The 19,999-nt window shown below is 71.8% G+C and carries 20 protein-coding genes; 5 read left to right on the top strand and 15 right to left on the bottom strand.

The genetic code is table 11. The annotated features are described in order from the left end of the window. The first annotated feature begins 473 nt into the window (after positions 1-473). The gene (locus tag HHX35_RS03010) at positions 474-1,754 is read left to right on the top strand and encodes an MFS transporter (RefSeq protein WP_182897452.1); all 1,281 of its coding nucleotides are present in this window, start codon (positions 474-476) and stop codon (positions 1,752-1,754) included. A 160-nt stretch (positions 1,755-1,914) separates the two neighbouring features. Here HHX35_RS03010 and HHX35_RS03005 read toward each other — a convergent pair whose 3' ends face one another. The 10 genes from HHX35_RS03005 to HHX35_RS02960 all read right to left on the bottom strand — a co-directional run bounded on the left by HHX35_RS03005 (position 1,915) and on the right by HHX35_RS02960 (position 9,650). Beyond that, entirely contained in the window at positions 1,915-2,331 is a 417-nt protein-coding gene (locus HHX35_RS03005; RefSeq protein WP_182897451.1) for a VOC family protein, read from the bottom strand. Then, a complete protein-coding gene (locus tag HHX35_RS03000) occupies positions 2,328-3,365 on the bottom strand; it encodes an AraC family transcriptional regulator (RefSeq protein ID WP_259404773.1) in 1,038 nt (345 codons plus the stop codon). The genes HHX35_RS03005 and HHX35_RS03000 overlap by 4 nt, the downstream gene beginning before the upstream one ends. Positions 3,366-3,725: 360 nt before the next feature. Continuing rightward, a complete protein-coding gene (locus HHX35_RS02995; RefSeq protein WP_182897450.1) occupies positions 3,726-4,037 on the bottom strand; it encodes an HPr family phosphocarrier protein in 312 nt (103 codons plus the stop codon). Between the two features lie 10 nt (positions 4,038-4,047). Beyond that, positions 4,048-5,088, bottom strand: coding sequence for a zinc-dependent dehydrogenase (locus HHX35_RS02990; RefSeq protein WP_182897449.1), 1,041 nt, complete (start codon positions 5,086-5,088; stop codon positions 4,048-4,050). Further along, positions 5,085-5,552 (bottom strand): PTS sugar transporter subunit IIA, encoded by a 468-nt coding sequence (locus tag HHX35_RS02985; protein WP_182897448.1) that lies wholly within the window; start codon positions 5,550-5,552, stop codon positions 5,085-5,087. Before HHX35_RS02985 ends, HHX35_RS02990 begins: the two co-directional genes overlap by 4 nt. Next, positions 5,545-5,853: a PTS lactose transporter subunit IIB gene (locus HHX35_RS02980; RefSeq protein WP_076431715.1), complete on the bottom strand. Its 309-nt coding sequence runs from the start codon at positions 5,851-5,853 to the stop codon at positions 5,545-5,547. Before HHX35_RS02980 ends, HHX35_RS02985 begins: the two co-directional genes overlap by 8 nt. Positions 5,854-5,857: 4 nt before the next feature. Continuing rightward, positions 5,858-7,039 carry a PTS mannitol transporter subunit IICB gene (gene mtlA, locus HHX35_RS02975; RefSeq protein ID WP_182897447.1) on the bottom strand — a complete coding sequence of 394 codons (1,182 nt, stop codon included), beginning with the start codon at positions 7,037-7,039 and terminating at the stop codon, positions 5,858-5,860. A gap of 114 nt (positions 7,040-7,153) precedes the next feature. Next, positions 7,154-8,119, bottom strand: a complete 966-nt coding sequence (pfkB, locus tag HHX35_RS02970) for a 1-phosphofructokinase (RefSeq protein ID WP_182897446.1) — start codon at positions 8,117-8,119, stop codon at positions 7,154-7,156. Beyond that, positions 8,116-8,877, bottom strand: a complete 762-nt coding sequence (locus HHX35_RS02965; protein WP_139579556.1) for a DeoR/GlpR family DNA-binding transcription regulator — start codon at positions 8,875-8,877, stop codon at positions 8,116-8,118. Before HHX35_RS02965 ends, pfkB begins: the two co-directional genes overlap by 4 nt. Positions 8,878-9,179: 302 nt before the next feature. Beyond that, positions 9,180-9,650, bottom strand: a complete 471-nt coding sequence (locus HHX35_RS02960; RefSeq protein WP_182897445.1) for a MarR family winged helix-turn-helix transcriptional regulator — start codon at positions 9,648-9,650, stop codon at positions 9,180-9,182. An 89-nt stretch (positions 9,651-9,739) separates the two neighbouring features. Here HHX35_RS02960 and HHX35_RS02955 point away from each other — a divergent pair, with 89 nt between their 5' ends. Together HHX35_RS02955 and HHX35_RS02950 are read left to right on the top strand one after the other, a co-directional pair. Next, positions 9,740-11,335: an FAD-dependent monooxygenase gene (locus HHX35_RS02955; RefSeq protein ID WP_259404691.1), complete on the top strand. Its 1,596-nt coding sequence runs from the start codon at positions 9,740-9,742 to the stop codon at positions 11,333-11,335. A gap of 44 nt (positions 11,336-11,379) precedes the next feature. Beyond that, a complete protein-coding gene (locus HHX35_RS02950; protein ID WP_182897444.1) occupies positions 11,380-12,456 on the top strand; it encodes a transcriptional regulator in 1,077 nt (358 codons plus the stop codon). A 65-nt stretch (positions 12,457-12,521) separates the two neighbouring features. Here HHX35_RS02950 and HHX35_RS02945 read toward each other — a convergent pair whose 3' ends face one another. Then, positions 12,522-14,477, bottom strand: a complete 1,956-nt coding sequence (locus HHX35_RS02945) for a Xaa-Pro dipeptidyl-peptidase (protein ID WP_182897443.1) — start codon at positions 14,475-14,477, stop codon at positions 12,522-12,524. Between the two features lie 311 nt (positions 14,478-14,788). Continuing rightward, a complete protein-coding gene (locus tag HHX35_RS02940) occupies positions 14,789-16,036 on the bottom strand; it encodes a discoidin domain-containing protein (RefSeq protein ID WP_182897442.1) in 1,248 nt (415 codons plus the stop codon). A gap of 372 nt (positions 16,037-16,408) precedes the next feature. Between HHX35_RS02940 and HHX35_RS02935 the strand changes: the two genes are divergently transcribed. Beyond that, positions 16,409-17,644, top strand: coding sequence for an MFS transporter (locus HHX35_RS02935; protein WP_220504905.1), 1,236 nt, complete (start codon positions 16,409-16,411; stop codon positions 17,642-17,644). 37 nt (positions 17,645-17,681) lie between these two features. On the opposite strand, the gene HHX35_RS02930 is transcribed toward HHX35_RS02935, so the two are convergent. From HHX35_RS02930 to HHX35_RS02920, 3 genes are read right to left on the bottom strand one after another with little or no spacing between them, the layout of a single operon-like run. Continuing rightward, positions 17,682-18,278 (bottom strand): TIGR03086 family metal-binding protein, encoded by a 597-nt coding sequence (locus HHX35_RS02930; RefSeq protein ID WP_182897440.1) that lies wholly within the window; start codon positions 18,276-18,278, stop codon positions 17,682-17,684. After that, entirely contained in the window at positions 18,275-18,751 is a 477-nt protein-coding gene (locus tag HHX35_RS02925) for an SRPBCC domain-containing protein (RefSeq protein ID WP_182897439.1), read from the bottom strand. Before HHX35_RS02925 ends, HHX35_RS02930 begins: the two co-directional genes overlap by 4 nt. Then, positions 18,748-19,098 (bottom strand): helix-turn-helix transcriptional regulator, encoded by a 351-nt coding sequence (locus tag HHX35_RS02920; RefSeq protein WP_182897438.1) that lies wholly within the window; start codon positions 19,096-19,098, stop codon positions 18,748-18,750. Before HHX35_RS02920 ends, HHX35_RS02925 begins: the two co-directional genes overlap by 4 nt. 89 nt (positions 19,099-19,187) lie before the next feature. On the opposite strand from HHX35_RS02920, the gene HHX35_RS02915 reads away from it, so the two are divergent. Continuing rightward, positions 19,188-19,961: a bifunctional 2-polyprenyl-6-hydroxyphenol methylase/3-demethylubiquinol 3-O-methyltransferase UbiG gene (locus HHX35_RS02915; RefSeq protein ID WP_259404690.1), complete on the top strand. Its 774-nt coding sequence runs from the start codon at positions 19,188-19,190 to the stop codon at positions 19,959-19,961. The last annotated feature ends 38 nt before the right edge of the window (positions 19,962-19,999 follow it).

Genomic DNA, 19,999 nt, shown 5'->3' with positions numbered 1-19,999 from the left:
GTTCCCCGTCAGGACTCGACCGTTCGCGGACGACCTGACGCCGGCTCATCGGCACCTCACCCCTCACCTCTCCTCATCGCAGAGGCAGCGCGCTGTGACCCTCGTCACGCCTCAATCCGAACACTGATGTACGACTTAAGTGCTAGAGTAAAACTCGAACATAGTTGTTCAGGTTAATCGGGGGCGTGTCGCGTCCGCGATCGCGGTCGACGCATTCCCCCGCGACCATCCCCGCCACATGAGACTTCCTGCCTATAGGGAGGTGAATTGCCATGACGTCGTTCCCCAAGGGCTGGTTTCCCGCCTAACCAGGCATGACCCAAGAAGTTGATCTCAGTCCGATTCGGTCACGAGATCGTCGTGTCGGGTTCGAGGGGCAGAATGCCGTGGCAGTCGTGCCGCCCCTCGAACCCGGCTTCGGCGCCCGCGGGTACCTGCTGTGACCGTCATGACAGGGAAAAGCGAATCTCCGCATGGCAGAGCCCTCCTCCACGACCGAATCGCAGGACGCCTCAGCGGCCTCACGAAGCCGAGCACGCGTCAAAGCCGGATACGGCGCCGTGTTCGCGGTCAAAGAATTCCAGGCGATTTTCACGGCGCATGTCCTTTCCATGCTGGGAAGCGTCTTCGCCGACGCCTCGCTGGCCGTGCTGGTATTCCGGCGGACCGGTTCGGCGCCGCTGACCGCGCTCGTCCTCGCCCTCGGCTTCCTGCCCTACGCTCTCAGCGGGATCCTGCTCTCCGGCGTCGCCGACCGATACCCCGCCCGCCGGGTGCTGGTGGCCTGCGACCTGCTCTCGGCCGGCTGCGTGACGTTGATGGCCGTTCCGGTGACTCCGCTCGCGGTGTTGTTCGTCCTCCGCTTCGCCGTCTCGATGATGTCGCCGTTGTTCACCGGCACCCGGGCGGCGAGCCTGGCCGACATCCTGCCGGATGACTTGTACGTCCTGGGCCGCTCGCTGGTGCGGATGGTCTCGCAGGGGTCCCAGATCATCGGCTACGGACTCGGCGGATTGGCCCTGGTATGGCTGTCGCCCCGCACCGCGCTTCTCGTGACCGTCGGTACCTTTCTCGGTTCCGCGTTGCTCCTGCGTCTCGGCACCCGCGGCCGCCCGGCCCGGGCATCGGGGGGCGAGGCGATGATGCGCGCTTCGGTCGCCTCCACCCGGTGGTTGCTCGGCGCCCCCCGGATCCGCGCGCTGCTGCTGATGTGGTGGATCCCGCCGACGTTCTTCATCGTCGCCGAAGGAACCGCCGCGCCTTTCGCGGACGCCGCGGGTGCGGGCTCGGCGGGGTTCGGGCTCATCATGGCCGCGATGCCCGCGGGGACCGCGGTGGGCGAGGTGCTGGCCGGCACCCTGCTCGGGGCGGCCGCCCGCGAGCGGATCGCACTGCCGCTGGCGGCGGGGTCGATGCTGCCGATGGCCGCGTTCGCCGTCCATCCGCCGTTGCCGCTCGCGGTCGCGCTCCTGTTGCTCACAGGGCTGTGCGCCGCCTACACACTCGGCATGGACCAGTGGTTCGTGCAAGCGGTGCCTGCGACGGTGCGGGGCAGCGCCATGTCCCTGCTGGGCGCCGGGCTCATGACCCTCCAGGGGCTCGGCGTGACCGCCGGCGGCGCCGTCGCCGCGTTCATTCCTCCGTACGCGGTGATCTGCGGAGCCGGTGCGGTCGGGACGGCCTGTATGTTCGTCGTCCTGCGATCGGTGCGCGCGACGCGGACGACGGCGCCGGCCACGGACGCGGAAACGTAGACACGAGACCCCGCCGCCGCTCCGCGCGTCCGACCGAGAAACTCCCGCAGCGAACGCGGTACAGCGTCCGGGCCGCCGCCGTCTCCACCGCCGCTGCGAACGTCGGCGCCATCGCCGCCGCCCCTGTTCGCTACCGCCGGCTCACCGAATGAGACGACGTCTAAAGGGCCGCCTTCCGCGGCTCGCCGCGGTAGGTGCCGAACGACCAGAGGTTGTCCTCCGGGTCGCGGACGACGAACTCGCGGGAGCCGTAGTCGGTGTCGCACGGCTCCCGGACGACCCGCGCCCCCGCGGCGGTCGCCCGCGCGAACAACGCGTCCGGGTCGTCGGTCACGGCGTACGCGCCGAACGAGCCGGGGGTGAGGGTCCACTTGTCGTCCGGCGTGTCCCGGACGCTGCCCAGCATGATCCCGCCGCCGTGCGGCCAGGAGAGCTGGGCGTGGTCGACGCGGTCGCCCTCGCCGTACACGGCGGTCTCCTCGAAGCCGAACGCCTCGACGAGGAAGGCGATAAGGGCGCGTGCGTTCCTGGCCCGCAGCGTGGGCCATACCTGAGGTGCCGGTGTGGTGTCGTTCATGCCACCGAGTCTGGCGAGCCGTCCCCCGGCACGGCTTGGACGTTTCGGAACAGCTCGCTGCCATGGCCGCCCTCCTCGGCCAGCCACCGGCTGGGGGAGCACCCGGCGAGGGCGCAGAACTCGCGGGCGAGGTGCGCCTGGTCGTAGAACCCGCATTCGGCCGCCGCGTCGGCCAGCGTGAGCCGCCGTCCGGACGCCACCGCGCCCCGGGGCTGGTAGTGGACACTGAGCAGACGGCGGACCCGGTCGAACCGCACGACCCGCGCCGCCTCCTTGGGGGACAGGCCGATCTCCTCACGGAACCGGCCGTTCAGGTGCCTGGTGCTCCAGCCCGCCTCGCGGGCGAGACCGGACACGGTGACCTGCCCGCCGGCGGCCAGCATCCGCCGCCACGCCCGCGCCACCTCGGCCGGATGCGCCCGCGTGGGGCGGGCGTGCCGGGACAGGACCGTGTCGAGGACCGCGAAGCGCTCGTCCCAGCCGGGCGCCTCCAGCAGGCGCTCGCGCAGCTCGCCCGCCCGCCGGCCGAGCACCTCTGCGCCGTCCAGGTCGAGCCCCGACAGCTCGCCGGCGGGCAACCCGAGCAGGGCCCGCGCGCCGAGCGGCGTCAGCGCAAGCTGCACGCCCGACTGCCGCCCGTCGTGCTTGATCAGCGCGGGGCCGGTGTGCAGCCCGCCGACCAGCGTGTCGTACGACCCGGGCGGGGTGCGCGGATCGGGGTGCGCCGCGACGACGAGCGGGTCGTCGAGCGTGAGGATCACCGTCAGGTAGGGCGACGGAAGTCCGCGGTGCGTGGCGGGCGGGACTCCGGCCTCGCGATAGCCGCTGTACCACGCGACCAGCGGACGCAGCGCTGGAGCGGGCCGCCGGTGCAGGAAGCGTGACTCGTCGCGCTCCACGGGCTCCTCGCGCTCCACGGGCTCCTCGCGCTCCTTGCGCTCGTCCGCGTCCGTCGTCTGTCGTGTCCGCGCCGCCATCGGCTGGTCCTCCTTCCCGCTCTCCCAGTCTCCCGGAAAGGGGGGCGCGGCGGCCATCGTCACGGGCGACGCCTCCCTCCTTGCTGCGGTGAGACCGCAGCAAGGAGGGCGGGCGAGCACGTCGCCGACGTGGACCTTTCGGATCAGCCGCCTGCCGTGAAACGCTTCGCGATGGACCAGCCGGCGTCCAGTGCCCATACCCGTGACGCCCTCGGGTGGCAGTGGGCTCCTGTCTCAGCCAGGCCTGTGGAGCGGCCGCGGTTCATGAGTCGGTGTTCATCGAACGGTCGTTTGCCGAACGCTTGGGGGCGCGAGCCAGGGATGCCTTCGTGTCCAGTTCGGGCGTTCATTTTGGCGCAGGAGCGCGGCGGCGCGGTGGCGCGGGGGACGCGCCCGGCCGGGCGCCCTCGGCACCGGTCAGGCGGCTCCGGCGGCTCCGGCATCCGGGGCCCCTTCGGCTCCTTCGGCGTCGAGGTCGCGGGACAGGAGGTCCGCGAGGGCGGCGAGGGCCTCCTCCGCCCCCGGGCCGTCGGCCTCCAGGGTGACCTCAGTGCCGTGCCCGGCCCCGAGGGTGAGCACGCCCAGCATGCTGTTGGCGGGGACGGCCTTCCCGTCGCCCACGCGGATGCGCACGGGCACGGCCTGCCGCGCCGCCGCTTCGACGAAGATCTTGGCGGGGCGGGCGTGCAGGCCGGAGCGCGAGGCGACGGCCACTGTCCTTTCCGGCATCGCGTTCCTCTCAGGGCTCGATGGTGACCTTGATGGCGGCGCCGCGGGCGACGACGTCGATGGCGTCCATGACCTCGTCCAGGCCGAGGCGATGGGTGATCAGGTCGGCGACCGGCACCGCTCCGTCGGCGATGAGCCGCAGGGCGCGGGCGTTGTGCGCCGGGCTCGACCCGTTGGCGCCGACGATGGTCAGCTCCCGGTAGTGCACCAGGTTGGAGTCGCAGGCGATGATCGGGTCGTCCTTCGGCAACCCGCCGAAGAAGCTGATCCGGCCCTGCCGCGCGGCCATCTGCAACGCCTGCTGCTGGGCCGCGCCGGAGGCCGCCGCCGTGATCACCACGTCGGCGCCCCGGCCTCCGGTGAGCTTGAGCACCTCGTCCACGAGGTCGGTCTCGCCCGAGCAGATCGCCGCGTCCGGCCGTACGAGGTCGGCGGCCATCGTGAGGCGTTCGGCGTTCAGGTCGGCGAGGAACACCCGGGCCGCGCCGCGCGAGCGGGCCAGCCGCACGTGCAGGCAGCCGATCGGGCCCGAGCCGACCACGACCACGTCGTCGCCCTCGCCGACGCGGGCCAGTTCCTGCCCGTTGAGCACGCAGGCGAGCGGCTCGGCGAGGGACGCCTCGGCGAACCCCACCCCGTCGGGGATGCGGTTGAGCCCGTCCACGGCGAGCACCTTGGCCGGCACGACCATGTACTGCGCGAAGCCGCCGTCGTAGTGGTAGCCCATCGACTCCTGGTTGGGGCAGACCGTGAGGTGGCCCCGGCGGCACTCCTCACACTGGCCGCACGGGATCGCGGCGATCACCTGCACCCGGTCGCCGGGGCTCCAGCCGGTGACGCCCTCGCCGAGCTCCACGATCTCCCCGGCGATCTCGTGGCCCATCACGCGGGGCGGCCTGATGTGGTGGTGCCCGAACCGGTAGATCTTCACGTCCGTGCCGCACGTCGAGCAGTTGCGCACGCGGATCTTGACCTCGCCGGGGCGGGCGACGGGCTCGGGTACCTCCTCCAGGCGGATGTCCCCGGGAGCGTGGAAACGGGCGACTTTCACTCGGAGTCTTCCTCTCCGTCCGGTTGCAGCAGGTGGATGACCTCGTCGACCTCGGTGGCCGCGCGCAGCGACGCGGCGCGGTCCGGGTCGAGCAGGATCTGGGCGAGCTGCGACAGCAGCCGCAGGTGGCCGTCTCCGCGGGCCGCGATGCCGACGCACACCGTCACCCGCTCGCCGTGCCAGTCGACGCCCTCGGGGAAGCGCAGCACGCAGACGGCGTCGTGGCGGACCGCCTCCTTCGAGGTCAGCGTGCCGTGGGGGATGGCGACGCCCTCGCCGACGTACGTGGAGATCGACCGCTCGCGTTCGAGCATGGCCTCGGTGTAGCTCCCGTCCACCGCGCCGACCTCCTGGAGGACCGCTCCGCACTGCCGGATGGCGTCCTCGATGTCCGCTGCGGTCGCGGCCGTCCGTACGGCGCGGGGATCGAGGGGGAGCGGGGCCGTGCCGGCCCGGTCAGCCATCGATCGTGCCCCCGTTCTTGATGGCGGTGACGACCCGCGCCACGGCCGGGTCGCCGATGAAGACCTGGAACGGCACGAGCACGACGCCGGGGGCGCTCGCCCTGGCCCGGTCGGCCAGCCCGGTGTGGCACACGATCACGTCGGCGTCCCCGGGGATCGAGTTGACCGGGGTGTGCTCCACGCTGACCGGGGTGCCCTTGAGCTGCTTGCGCAGGGTGCTCGCCAGCATGACGCTGCTGCCCATGCCCGCGTCGCAGGCCACGATGAGCTTGCGGACGTCCTTGCCCTCGATGCTGGACACGGTTCTATGCCTCCTTGGTGGCGGGCACGCTCTCGGCCGCCGTCTCGCCGGTTGTGTCGCGGTTCTCGTCGCTCGTGGTGGTGGGGGTGTCGGTGCCGACCGGGATGGCGTCCTGCGCCGGGTCGTCCGCCTTGTCGCCGTTGGCGCGGCCGAAGCCCAGCAGCGCGGCGGCGACGGCGAAGGAGACGGCCGTCGCGACCACGATCCCGGCGATCACGCCGAACCAGCCGCCCTTCGGGGTCACCGCCATGTAGGCGAAGATGCTGCCCGGCGACGGCGTCGCGACCAGGCCCGCCCCGGTGACCAGGAAGGTGAGCACGCCCGAGGCGCCGCCGGCGATCACCGCGAGGATCAGGCGCGGCTTCATCAGCACGTACGGGAAGTAGATCTCGTGAATGCCGCCGAAGAAGTGAATGATCATGGCGGCGGGGGTGCTGGGACGCAGCGACCTCGGGCCGAACAGCAGGTAGGCGATCAGCAGGCCGAGGCCGGGGCCGGGGTTGGACTCCAGCATGAACAGGATCGACTTGCCGTGCTTGACCGACTCGGCGACGCCCAGCGGCCCGAGCACGCCGTGGTTGATCGCGTTGTTGAGGAACAGCACCTTGGCCGGCTCGATGATGACCGAGGCGATCGGCAGGAGAGAGTGGGTGATGAGCCACTCGACGCCGCTGCCCGCCACCTCGGTGACCTTCTCCACGACCGGGCCGATGGCGAGGACGCCGGCGATCGCCATGACCGCGCCGACGATGCCGGCGGTGAAGTTGTCGACCAGCATCTCGAAGCCGGCCTTGGTCCGCTCGGCGGTGAACCTGTCGACGTACTTGAGGATCAGCGCGGCCAGCGGGCCGATGATCATCGCGCCGAGGAACATCGGGACGTCCGCCCCGACGACCACGCCCATCGTGGCGACGGCGCCGACGACCGCGCCGCGCTGGGCGTGGACCATCCGGCCGCCGGTGTAACCGATGAGCACCGGGAGGAGGGTGCTGATTATCGGGCCGACGAGCTCGGCGAGTGTCTTGTTCGGCAGCCACCCGGTCGGGATGAACAGGGCCGTGATGAGGCCCCAGGCGATGAAGGCGCCGATGTTGGGCATGATCATCCCGGCGAGATGGCCGCCGAAGCGCTGGATCGTGGCCCGCACACCGGTGCCGTGGACGGTGGGGGTATAGGGCGTGGCCATTGACGTGCTCCTTCCGGGGCGACCGGCCTGGCTGGCCGGTTGGTGGGGGGTGGCGCTCATCCCCCGGGTATGAGCGAGCGAAGCGAGTGAATCGGTAGGGACGGTGCGTCGCGCTCAGGCGCCGCCGAGCTCCGAGGGAGGGGGTGGTGTGAGCGGCCGGGACAGGTCGGGGGGACCGATCCGGACGTGTGTGCGATCGATGTCGGCCGGGCGGGGCATCCGGCTGCCGGGCAGTCCCACGGCCGCGCCGGCCCAGGCGAGGCCCTCGGCGAGGGCCGTCGCGCCGCGGGCCCCCGCGGCGAGGAAGCCCGCCAGCAGGGCGTCGCCCGCGCCCACGCTGCTGCGCGGCTCCTCGACCGCGCATTCGCCGTACCAGACCTGTTCGTCGTGCTCGACCAGCAGCGCGCCGTCCGCCCCGAGGCTGGTCAGGACCGACCGCGCGCCCATGGCGCGCAGCTTGCCGACCGCGTCGAGCACGTCGCCGACTCTGGCGATCGACGTGCCGGTGGCCTCGGCGAGCTCGTCGCGGTTCGGCTTGACCAGCGCGGGGCCGGCGTTCACGGCGGACACGAGGGCGGGGCCGCTCGTGTCGACCGCCAGGTTGATGCCGGCGTCGGCGAACCGGCGGCACAGCCCGGCGTAGACGTCCACCGGCACGCCGGGCGGGAGGCTGCCCGAGGCGACCACCCAGTCGGCCGACCGTGCGGCGTCGAGCACGGCGCCCGCCAGCGTGTCCAGCTCGGCGGGGGTCAGCGCGGTGCCCGGCTCGTTCACCTTGGTGACGGTGCCGTCCGGCTCGGCGATCGCGACGTTGGACCTGGTGGGGCCCTCCACCGGCACGGGGATCATGTCGATGCCCTCCGCCGACAGCAGGTCGAGGAGCCGGCGCCCCTCGCTGCCGCCGTATGGGATGACCGCGCACGACCGGACGTCGTTGGCCAGCAGGGCCCGTGACACGTTGACGCCCTTGCCGCCGGGGTCGAGGTGGGTGGCGGCCGCCCGGATGACGGCCCCGCGGGTGAGCGCGCCGACCTCGATCGTGCGGTCGAGGCTGGGGTTCAGGGTCAGGGTGAGGATCATGCGCGGACCACCTCGGGTCCGGCGGCGGCCAGCGCGGCGGCCTGGTCGGGGTCGATCCCGGTGTCGGTGATGACGACGTCGATCTCGCCGAGCGTCGCGAAGCGCGCGAGGTAGGTGCCGGAGAACTTCGTGTGGTCGGCCAGCAGGACGGCGCGATCGGCGCAGGCGATCATCGCCCGCTTGATCGCCGCCTCGGCCGGGTCGGGGGTGGTCAGGCCCTTGGCCACCGAGCAGCCGTTGGTGGCCATGAAGGCCACGTCGACGTTGAGCTGCGACAACTGCTGGATGGCCCAGTCCTCCACGGTCGCCAGCGTCCGGCCGCGCACCCGGCCGCCCAGCATGAGCACGGTCAGGTTGGGGCGGGCCGCCAGCACCGTGGCCAGCGGAGGCGAGTTCACGACGACGGTGAGCTCGCGGTCCGGAGGCAGTGCCTGCACGAGCCGGCTCGTCGTGGAGCCCGCGTCGATGACCACGGAGCCGTCCTCGGGGAGCTCGGCCAGGGCGGCCTTGGCGATGCGCTCCTTCTCGGCCGTCATCACCTCGTCCCTGGCGGCCAGGGCGGGCTCGAACCCCAGGCGCTCGACCGGGATCGCGCCGCCGTGCACGCGCCGCAGGACGCCCGCGCGCTCCAGTGCGGTCAGGTCGCGGCGGATCGTCTCCGTCGTGACGCCGAACCGCTCGGCCAGCGTCACCACGTCGACCCGGCCGGCGTCGCGGGCCGCCCGCAGGATCTCCTGCTGCCGCTCCTCGGCGTACATCGTGTTGGTTCACCGCCGTTTCGATGTTGTTTCGTATGTGTTTATACCCGCCTGTGTTGGAGGGTCAAGGGCGGTGAATGTAACGAAACGGGCACCCGGCGGTGTGAGGGAGATCGTGGGACGTCGATCCGCGCCTTCTCGTGATCGTCCTGTGGTGCCTACAGGGCCGGCGGGTTCGTGCCGGGCCATCCGCGGGCGGCTTCGAGTCCGTCGGGTACGTGGTGGCGTACCGGACCGGGGCACGCCGGTGTCCGCTCCCGCGTGCTCGGGTGTGACGCGCTGCGTGTCGTACGGCGGCGTGATCACGCGCGGGGGCGCGCGATGAGCGCCGCCGTCACCTGGTGCGCCCGCGCGTTGAGACGGCGGACGAAATCGACGAACTTCTCCAATTGCTCGTCGTCGTAGTCGGAGACGACCGCCAGGAACTCCGACTCCACCGTGGCGAAGACCTCCTCCAACGCCGCCTCGTGCCGTCCGGTCGAACGGATCAGCACCTTGCGGCGGTCGAGGTCGTCCCGATGCCGCTCGACGAAGCCGCCGCGTTCGAGCCGGTCGACGACCGACGTGACGGCCGACGTGCTGAGGCCGGTGAGCTCGGCCAGCCGTCCCGCCGTGAGCTCCGGCTCGTGACGGGCCAGATCGAGACACTTCAGATCGGTCGGACCGAGCCCGAATCGGTCCGCGATCGCCTGGTGCAGCACGACTCCGCGGCCGGCGTTCTCGCGCATCGCCTCCATCAGAGCTCGCAGCGCCTCGGATCGGTGGGTTGACACGAATACTCCACATCGTTCATAAGTGTAGATATCTCGATCGATCGAGATTTCCCAAGCGTCGGACGAATTTTACCTTCAGGAGGCTGATCATGACCACCGAGTCCGCACCCGTCCTCGTGGCCGGAGCCGGTCTGGCCGGACTGTCCACCGCGATGTTCCTCGGTCTGCACGAGGTGCCCGCGCTCGTCGTGGAACGCCATGCGGGCCTGTCGACCCAGCCCAAGGCGCGGGGGCAGATGCCTCCGACGATGGAGGCGCTCGCCACGGCCGGCGTGGCCGGACGGTTCCTGGAGGCCGCGCCGCCCGGGGGGACCGAGAGCATCATCGTGATCGCGGAGAGCGTCACCGGCAGGGTCCTGCACGACTTCGTGCAGACCGCGCCGGACTTATCCGGCTTATCCGCTGCTCCGATGGCCGCGACCAGTCAGGAACGCGCCGAGCGCATCCTCGCCGACAGGGCCGTCCAGCTGGGAGCCGAGATCAGGTTCTCCACCATCCTGGAGACCTTCAGACAGGAGGACGACAGGGTCGTCGCCACGCTCCTCGACACCGCCACCGGGCGTCGGCGGACGGTGACCTCCCGCTACCTGGTCGGCGCGGACGGCCACAAGGGCACGATCAGGGACGCCGCCGGCATCGCGGCGCACGGACGGACCTCGGCCCGGCCCGCCCGGACGATGTTCCTGCAGTTCGAGGCCGATCTCGACGTCACGCTCCGAGGGGCCGCCTTCGGCCTGTTCTACCTCCGCAACCCCGCCCTGCCCGGCGGATCGGTCACCGTGGTCACCACCGACCACCCGGGCCGGTACGTCGTGAGCTGTGGGTTCGGCCCGGATGAGGAACCCGATCGGGACGCGCTCACCGAGATGATCCGCACCGCCTGCGGCGTGCCGGACCTGGACGTGACGATCGTGAACGCGGCGTGGTCGTCCTCCGGTGAGCATGTCACCCGTGTCGCCGACACCTTCCACTCCGGGCGGGTCCTCCTCGCCGGCGACGCCGCCCACCTCATGCCGCCGACCGGCGGGCAGGGCGGCAACACCGCCGTCATGGACGGGTATCACCTCGCCTGGAGGCTCGCGTACGCGCTGGCCGGTGTGGCGGGTCCCGGTCTGATCGCCTCCTACGACGCCGAGCGCCGCCCGTACGCCGACGCCCTCGCCGAGCAGCAGTACGCGAACATGGTCCAGCGCCGGGCGCCGCACCTGCGCGACGACACGGTCGCGGAGATCATGGATCCCGCGGTCGTGTTGTTCGGGTACGTCTCGCCGTCCGGCGCGTTCGTCCGCGAACCGGGCGAGGAGCGCCCGCTCTTCGAGGATCCGGCCGCGCCCTCGGGACGTCCGGGAACCCGGGCGCCCCACGTGCGGCTCAGCCGCGAGGGCGTGCCGATGTCGGCCCGCGACCTGTTCGGCACCGGGTTCACGGTGCTCGCCGGCGCCGAGGGCGGGATCTGGGAGAAGGCGGCGGCCGAGGCCGCGCGGAGTCTCCGCGTTCCCATCGAGACGTACGTCGTCGGCGGCGCGCCGGAGCTCGGCGACCCTGACGGCCGGTTCCCCGCCGCGTACGGGATCACCTCGACCGGAGCCGTCCTCGTGCGGCCGGACGGCGTCATCGCCTGGCGGTCGCTCGGCGAGGCCGGCCTCGCGGAGCTGGAAGGCGCGCTGCGTACGGTCCTCGCGTGAGCGGCTAGGGTGCTGGACTCGTGAGATCGAGCGGGGAGGCGCGGATGCGACCGTCGGGACCGGAGTGGGCCGAGGTGCGGCGACGCCTGGACGGGCATCGGCACGAGCTGGCCGTGGCGGCGGATCGGCTCTATCCCGGGCCGCCCAGGGCTGGATCGACCCGTCTGCTCACCAGCGACGGCTGGATTCCGGCCACGCCGCTCGACCTGCGCGAGGTGCGGCTCCGATGGGTGGAGGACGCTCCCGCCCCCGCCGTCACGGGTCGCGAACCGGAGGCGGCGGCCCTGCTTCCGGAGGGCGCCGGCGCCTACCCGGACGCGCTGGGGACGCTCGCCCGCCCACGGCTCTTCGAGGACCGCACCTGCTACCGGCTGCTGGAGGTCGCCTGGCCGGAACTGGCCTTCACCCGCGCGCGCTACTTCGACGGCGTGAGCGTGGGAGAGGCGGCCGCGCACGAGTTCGCCGCGCACGAGTCCGCCGGGTATGGCGGCGGACAGCAGCCGCCGTTCCGCGCCCTCGTGGGCGACCCCACCGACCTGCGCCGGCGGCCCGCGCTCTGCGCGATCTCGATGCTCACGCTGCGCCACGACCGCCGTACGGGGGAGACGTCGTTCGTCCTGCACTGGCGCGACCCGGCCCGGGTGGCGCACGCCGGCGGGCTCTTCCAGGTCATGCCGGTCGGGGTGTTCCAGCCCGCGCACGAGTCCGCGGGCGCGGAGAAGGCCGACCTCGACCTGTGGAAGTGCGTGGTCCGCGAGTACGCCGAGGAGTTCCTCGGACGGGGGGAGGAGTACGGCGACGGCTTCGACTACGAAAGCTGGCCGCTCTACCGGCTGCTGACGGACGCCCGCGAGGACGGGCGGGCGCGCTCCCTCGTGCTGGGTGTGGGGGTCGATCCGCTGACCTTCGCGACCGACTTCCTCACGGCGACCGTGCTGGAGGCGGAGACGTTCGACGCCGTCTTCGGCGAGGTCGCCGCGTCCAACAGCGAGGGCCGGGTCGTCGGCCGCGTCCCGTTCGACGCGGAGACGGTGCGGCGGTACGTCCGCGACGAGCCGATGCAGGCGGCGGGCGCGGCCGTGCTGGACCTCGCCTGGCGGCACCGCGAGGCTCTGCTGTAGCCACACGCACGCCGCCCCCGCCGGCCGATCAGGCCGAGGGGGACGGCGTGTCGCGAGGAGGACGGTCAGCTCTCGGGGGTGAGCGCGCCGGCGCCGCCCACGATCGGCAGCGTCACCGTGCTCTTCGTCGTGTCGAGGTGCAGCCGCGCGCCGGGGGCGGGCCGGATGGTGTACTCGTAGTCGCTCGACAGCAGCACGACCCCGATCCGGTGCCCCGCCGGGAAGACGTAGTCGTGCGGCTGAAGGTCGAAGTCGAGGCGGTAGGGCGTGCCCGGCTTGACCGGCTCGGTCCGTGAGATCGACTTACGGTTCTGCGGGTCGATCCAGCCCCGGGTGATGATTTTCGCCTTGCCGTTCTGGTCGTAGTCGACGAGCAGCGCCGTGACGTTCGCGGCGGGCTGGTCGAAGGACATCCGCAGCGACACCCGCGGGGTGCCGCTGAGCCTGGCCGCCGCGGTCAGCGCCTCCGACTTGTACGCCAGGCGGTTGGTCGAGGTGGCGGCGTCGGCGAGGGTCTGCGCCCGTATGGTGGCGTCGTCGACGATCGTCTCGCTCACCGGTTTGCCCGCCCGGGTCCTGCCGGGGGTGAGGACGCCGGCCGCGCCGCCGGCGCCGGGAGCCAGGTTGAGTTCGGTGTCCGCGGCGGCGGGGTCGGGCCACTCGGCGTACTGCACCAGGGTCCGGTCCTCGCGCTGCACCAGGGCGCGGGGGTCGTTCTCCACGCCGTTCCGGTAACCCCACAGATAGCGGGTGAACCAGCGGTTGAGCACGTCGACGCCGGGGGAGCCGCCATGCCCGCCCTGGTGCAGGTAGATCTTGTGCGGCACCCCGCGCGCCCGGAGCGCCTCGTACCACTGCGCGGCGTGCTTGGTCTTGACGTTCCAGTCGTTGAGGCCGTGCGCGACCAGCACGGCGGCGTGGACCTTGTCCACGTCGTTCATGTAGTTGCGTTCGTCCCAGAAGGCGTTGTAGTCGCCGGTGACGCGGTCCTGCGCCTTCGCGAGCTCCTCGATGACACTCCGGCAGACCTGCTTGTCCGCGCGCGTGTAGACGTACTCCGCGAGCACGTCGGTGTCCTCGCCCTGGTAGCCGCCGGGGGCCACGACGGCGCCGTTCGCCCGGTAGTAGTCGTACCAGCTGGAGATCGCCGAGATCGGCACGATGGCCTCCAGCCCCTCGACGCCGGTGCTCGCGACCGCGTTGGGCAGGGTGCCGTTGTACGAGGTGCCGATCATGCCGACCTTGCCGGTCGTCCATGTCGCACTGACCTCCCGCCCGGAGGCGTCGTACGCCTTCGCGCGGCCGTTCAGCCAGTCGACGACGGACCTGGCGCCGACGGTCTCGTTGCGCCCGCCGGTGGTCGGGCAGCCGTCGGACTTGCCGCTGCCCAGCGACTCGGCGTGGACCACCGCGAAACCGCGGGGCAGCCAGTTGGACTCGTGGCTGGTGCTGATGACCGGCTGCGGGCCGCTCGCCGCGAGGGACGCGTCCGCGCCGCCGGCCCCGGCATCGTCCGCGGTCGCCGCGGCCAGCCGCTCGTCGGCCGCCGGGTCGAGCAGCGTGCCGCCGCGGTTCAGCCAGCCCTTGCCCGGGCGGAGCGCCTGGTTGAGCTCGTGGTCGACGTCGTGGTTGGTGATGGGGTTGCCGCCGGCGTAGTAGGGGCTGACCTCGTACACGACGGGCGACTTCAGGCCGGCCGTCTCGGTCTCCTTGAGCCGGGTGACCTCGGCGTGCACCCGGTCGCCCCGGCCGTCGCCGTCGCTGTCGACCGGGGTCTCGACCCATACCTCCTCGCGGATCCAGTCGTTCCTGTTGGACGAGAACACCGGCTGGGCCATGCCGTCCTGGAACACCGGCCCGACGGGGACGGCCGCGCCCGCGGGGGCCGAGTTCGCGGCGAGCCCCGTGACGGTCGTGGCGACGGCGAGGCCAAGCGCCGCCGCGCCCCGGCGTGCGGCTCCCGTACGGCGTGATGCGGCCGGCGGGAGGGGACCAGGCGTCAATCGGCGCGATGAGGACATCGGCAAACCTTCCACGAACCATCGGGGGGATCCGAGCCGGGGGATTCGGCCCGCAGAGGGCGATGCTAGGGACGCAAGTGCCGAATGTCTTCGGACGACCGTTCTGTCTTGATCACGACTGTTTTCGACAGATGTCGAAACCTGCCTCAACACGACACCACAGGGCCGGATGATGATCGCCGTGGACGACGTACCCGTGACGGTGACCCGGGCAGGCGCGGGCCCCCTCGGCGAGACCGCCCGCGCGGCCCGCCGTCGCCACTATCTGCCGCTGGTCGTCCGCGCGTCGCCCTGACGGGGCCGGAAGGGCGTCAGTAGCCGTAGCGGTTCTTCAGATGCCGCCATACGTCGCGCAGCATCCACGCGTCGAACTCGGTGATCGACGTGGCGGAGCCCGCCTTCATGAGGAAGCAGCACTGCCCGGCCGGGGTCCAGTCGTAGAAGTCGTTGAGGCCGAAGCTGTGCCCGATCTCGTGGAGGAGAATGTGGATGTCGTCGGTGCCGAGGTTGTCCACCAGATACTCGCTGCCGACGCGCTGTCCCCAGGCGCCTCCCATGCCGCCGTTCATGCCCTCGGTGAGCCACAGCGACATGTCGTAGTGGTGGGAGGCGCCGCCCGGGCAGTCCGGGTAGGCGCCCGACTGGTCGAACAGGCGTCCGCACGGCTCGGCGCACTGCGGCGCGTTCTCGCGCATGTCGCCGACGTACACGTCCACGGAGTCGTCGCTCCACTGCAGCGTGGCACGGTCGCGTACGGCCCAGCCGACCACCTTCACCGGCACGTCCGCGTACGGCCAGCCGTTGTGGCCCGCCATCACGTCCATCCACTTCTTGAACGACCTGGCCAGCGCGGCGTGGATCTTGTCGCGCAGCTCCGCCGAGACCGGGGCGCTGGAGTCCCAGCGGACGCAGTAGTTGACGCTTCCGCCGTTGGCCATGATCTGGTCCCAGGCGTAGTTGCGGTAGGCGTACAGGTCGGTGTTGGTGGACTCGACGTGCCGCCAGACCTCGTCGAGCGGCGCGACCAGGCCGGCGGGCGGGCTCCAGCCGCTCTGCCGGGCGGCGGCGTCGGCGAGCGCCCTGATCTCCAGCAGGCCGACCGACGCCTGGCCACTACGCAGGACGACGCGCAGCCGGGTGGTGGTGACGGCGGGGAACGTGACGGTGTTGTAGGTGTCGGCCGCGGTGGGGTAGGAGGCGGCGACGTCCACGTACGCTCCGCCGTCCCAGCTCTGGAGCTTCCACGAGGCCGGCAGCCGGACGCCGCCTCCGTCGTCGAAGAAGTAGACCTGCACCGAGGAGATCGTCTGGGCGGACGGCCAGGTCAGCTGGGCCCACTGCTCGCCGGCCTCGGGCCAGGTGCCCCAGCGGCGGTTCCGCGTGTCATCGGAGCGAGCCGGGTCGATGCCGTCGTTGACGGCGGCCACGCTTTCCCAGGGAGAGGTGTAGGAGGCGGAGGCGGTGGCCGACGGGGCTACGTCCACGACGGCGGCGTCGGCACGCGTGGGCGCCAGCAGGAAGCCTGCGACCAGCGCGAGAACGGCGAACAATCGCCTCATGCCTGTCTCCTTCGCGGCACGGTGAGCCAGCGCTCACCGGGCCGCCGTTGGGGGGTGCTGTGGAGCGGGAGTGCTCCGAGTTTTTTCCGCCACAAAAGGGGTGTCAAGCCCCCAACCGGAACAATGTGACGGACGGGATCACGAGCCGGCAGGGTCGGAGCGGCTCCAGAACGACCCGGTGAATTCCGGAAGAAGTCGCTGATTTTAGGATGACCTGGTCGTTTAAGGGTGACGAGGTGGTTTCCGGGATGACAGCGCGTGGATGACAGGGCGGTTGGGGACTCGCTTACCCCCCATGACGGGGTGATCCGGGATGAGCCGGTGGTTCGGGACAAGGCGGTGCCGGAGGGCGATGTAGCGCGGCGGAGCCCTGTGAAGCAGCGGCAGGGCCGTGCCCGGTCCGCCACCTGGACGCGCCGCCTGGCGGTCGCCGCACTGGTGCTGGCCGCGCTCAACCTCAGGCCCGTCGTCACCAGTCTCGGGCCCGTGCTCGAAGAGGCCCGTGCCGCTCTCGGGATGAGCGCCACCGTCGCCGGGCTGCTCACGTCCGTGCCGGCGGTGTGCTTCGCGCTGGTCGGCTCGGCCGCACCCCGCCTGGCCCGCCGGCACGGACCGGAGGGCGTCGTCCTCGCCGGGATTGCGGCGGTCGCGCTCGGCCTCGCCCTGCGTCCGTTCGTCGGCAGCACCCCGGTCTTCCTCACGCTGAGCGGCCTCGCACTGGCCGGGATCGCGGTCGCCAACGTGCTGTTGCCGGTCGTGGTCAAGCAACGCTTCCCGGACAGGGTCGGCATGATGACCGGTCTGTACTCCATGGCCCTCAACCTCGGCGCCTCGGCCGCCGCCGCCGTCACCGTCCCGCTCGCCGGGGTGTTCGGCGGTGACTGGCGCGCCGGTCTCAGCGCCTGGGCCGTCCTCGCCGCCGTCGCCGTGCCGCCCTGGGTCGCCCTCGCCCGCGACGGCCGGCGGCCAACCGGGCAGCAGAGTGAGCAGCAGGCCGGGCGGGCGGCGGGTGAGAACGCCGCCGCGGGGGCCGGGGCGCACGTACGGGTGGCCCGCAGTCCCACGGCCTGGGCGCTCGCGGTCTTCTTCGGTCTGCAGGCCACCTCCGCGTACGTCATCATGGGCTGGCTGCCCCAGGTCTTCCGTGACGCCGGGCTGTCCGCCGGGGCCGCCGGCCTGCTGTTCGCCGTCACCTCGGTGCTCGGGGTGCCGCTGTCGTTCGTGCTGGCCGCCGTCGCCGGACGGCTGCGGAACCAGAGCGGCATCGCCGTACTGCTCGGAGCGTTCGGGCTCGCCGGGTACGCAGGACTGTGGGCGGCTCCCGCCGCCGCGCCCTGGTTGTGGGCGGTGCTCCTCGGCGTGGCCAACTGCTCCTTCCCGCTGGCGCTCACCATGATCGCCATGCGCGGCCGGGACGGCGCGACGGTGATCCGGTTGTCCGCCTTCGCGCAGAGCGTCGGCTACCTGCTGTCGGTCCCCGGTCCCATCCTGGTCGGAGCGCTCTACCAGCACACCGGCGGCTGGCAGGGGCCGCTGGCCTTCGTGGTGTGCCTCATGGTGCCGCAGATCGCGGCCGGATACTTCGCGGGCCGCGACCGGCAGATCTGATCTCCAGGCGCTCCCGTCGCGCTTCGGCGTACGCGTCTCACCGAGGCCGCCACGCCGGGTCGCGGCCGGTGAGGCCGAGCAGCCGGTCCAGCGGCGGGGCGTCGTCAGGCACGGGCACCGGCGGTCCGAACAGGCCGGGACTGCCCTGGGGGTGCTCGGCCACGACGGCGCCGACCCACCAGCAGGCCCGGTGCACGGCCTCGGCGAGAGCGGGATCGTCGGCGGGGTAGGCCGCGCCGGTGGAGACGGCGAGGTCCCAGCCGTGCACGACGATCTCGTCGAGCGCGGACGTCCCGGCGACCTCGGCCGGCAGCACACCGCCGCCGATCTCGGCCGTGCCGGTCCAGGCGGACGGCTCCCGCCATGCCTCGGCCAGTTCCGCGAGGCGGGCAGGTATGCGGTCGCGCCAGTCCGCGCCCAGCCTGGACGCGTCCGGAACCGGCGCTCTGCCGCCTCCCTCCAGCGGAATCTTGCGCGCCGCCGCGGCGAACGCGACGCAGAGGCTGTCGATGTGATCGAGCAGCTCGCCGACCGTGGTGCCCTCGCACGGCGTCGGCCCGGTGAGCCGGTCGTCGGGGACGTCCCGGATGATCGCGGCGAGCATGTCCGCCGCGGGCTTCAGGTCCGCCGTCACCGCTTCACCGCCACAGTGAGCCGGTCGAGCACGCCGTCCCACCCGCCGCCGATCTGCTCGGCGATGTGCGGCAGCGCGGCGGCCAGCGCGTCGAGCCGCTCGTGCAGGAGGGTCATGTGCGTGCCGCCGCCCGCGGTCTCGCTCAGCTCGACCGTGAGCAGGGAGTCGAACATCGGTCCCGCCTCACGGTCGGGACCGACGAATCCCCAGCGCCAGACGATACGGCGGTCCGGGACGAGCTCCAGCAGCTGCGCGTCGAAGCCGCCGATCGGGCGGTCCGAGGAGGCCTGCCAGATGCGGTAGCGGCCGCCCACCCGCTCGTCCACCTCGGCCCGCACACACTCCAGGTCGCCGGGCGCGAGCCACAGCCGCAGGACGTCCGGATCGAGCCAGGCGCGGTAGACGGTGTGCGGGGGTGCGGCCAGCGTCCGCTCCCGCCGTATGGCGGGGTGGGTCGCGGAATCAGCGATCATGACGGCTCCTCGGATGTGTGCGCGGGTGGGGGGTCGAGGACCTGTTGCAGCGCGTCCAGGCGGTCGTCCCAGAACCGCTCGTAGAAGCGCAGCCATTCGACGGCGCTCGCGAGAGGGCCGGACCGCAGACGGCACACGTGCCGGCGTCCCACGACCGTGCGCTGCACCAGTCCGGCGTTCTCGAGCACCTTCACGTGCTTGGACGCCGCCGCCAGCGACATCCGCAGCGGCTCGGCGAGCTCTCCGACGGTCAGTTCACCCGCCGCGAGCCGGCGCAGCATGGTGCGCCGCGCGTCGTGAGCCAGGGCGTGGAACACCTCGTCCAGCACCGATCGATCCTCAACCACATGGTTGACAATAGCCGCAGGCGATGCAGACGCACAACCAGATGGTTGAATTTCTTGAATGGAAAATCGTTGGACAGCGCCGTACGTCGATGGTGATCGTGGGGAGCATGGGGCAGGAGGAGATCTGGGGCGCCGACACCGCCCAGCACTACGACACGCCGGGCACCGGGATGTTCGCGCCCGAGGTCCTCGGGCCGGCCGTCGATCGCCTCGCCGATCTCGCGGGGGACGGGCGGGCGCTCGAGTTCGCCATCGGAACCGGCCGTGTGGCCGTTCCGCTCGCTGAGCGCGGGGTGCCCGTCACCGGCATCGAACTGTCCCGTCCGATGATCGACCAGCTACGTACGAAGGTGGACGAAACGAAGATCCCGGTCGTCGCCGGCGACATGGCGACCGCTGCGGCTCCGGGGGAGTACTCGCTCGTCTACCTCGTCTACAACACGATCTCCAATTTGCTCACCCAGGCCGAGCAGGTCGCGTGCTTCCGCAACGCGGCGCGCCACCTGATGCCCGGCGGCCGCTTCGTGATCGAGCTTTGGGTGCCCGAGCTGCGCAAGCTCCCACCGGGCCAGGAGGCCGTGGTGTGGCATTGCGAGCCCGGCTACATCGGCCTGGACACCTACGATTTCCTGCGGCAACACCTCGTGTCGCATCATTTCAGGTTCGACGAGAGCGGACAGGCTCAGCTGTTCCGCAGCCCCCACCGATACATCTGGCCGGCCGAGCTCGACCTCATGGCCCAGCTGGCCGGGTTCGAGCTGGAAGCCCGGCACGCCGACTGGATCGGAACCGAGTTCACCGCCGAGTCGCGTTCGCACGTGTCCGTCTACCGCATCCCGCCCGGCCGAACCGCGTCGCAATAAGGCCGACGCTGTCGCCGGCCTGAATCGCGCATTCGCGG

This window comes from Microbispora sp. H10830, from assembly GCF_014161375.1.
GTDB classification, from domain to species: Bacteria; Actinomycetota; Actinomycetes; order Streptosporangiales; family Streptosporangiaceae; genus Microbispora; species Microbispora catharanthi.
The sequence above is the reverse complement of the archived record's forward strand: the minus strand, read 5'-3'. Positions and strand labels throughout refer to the sequence as shown.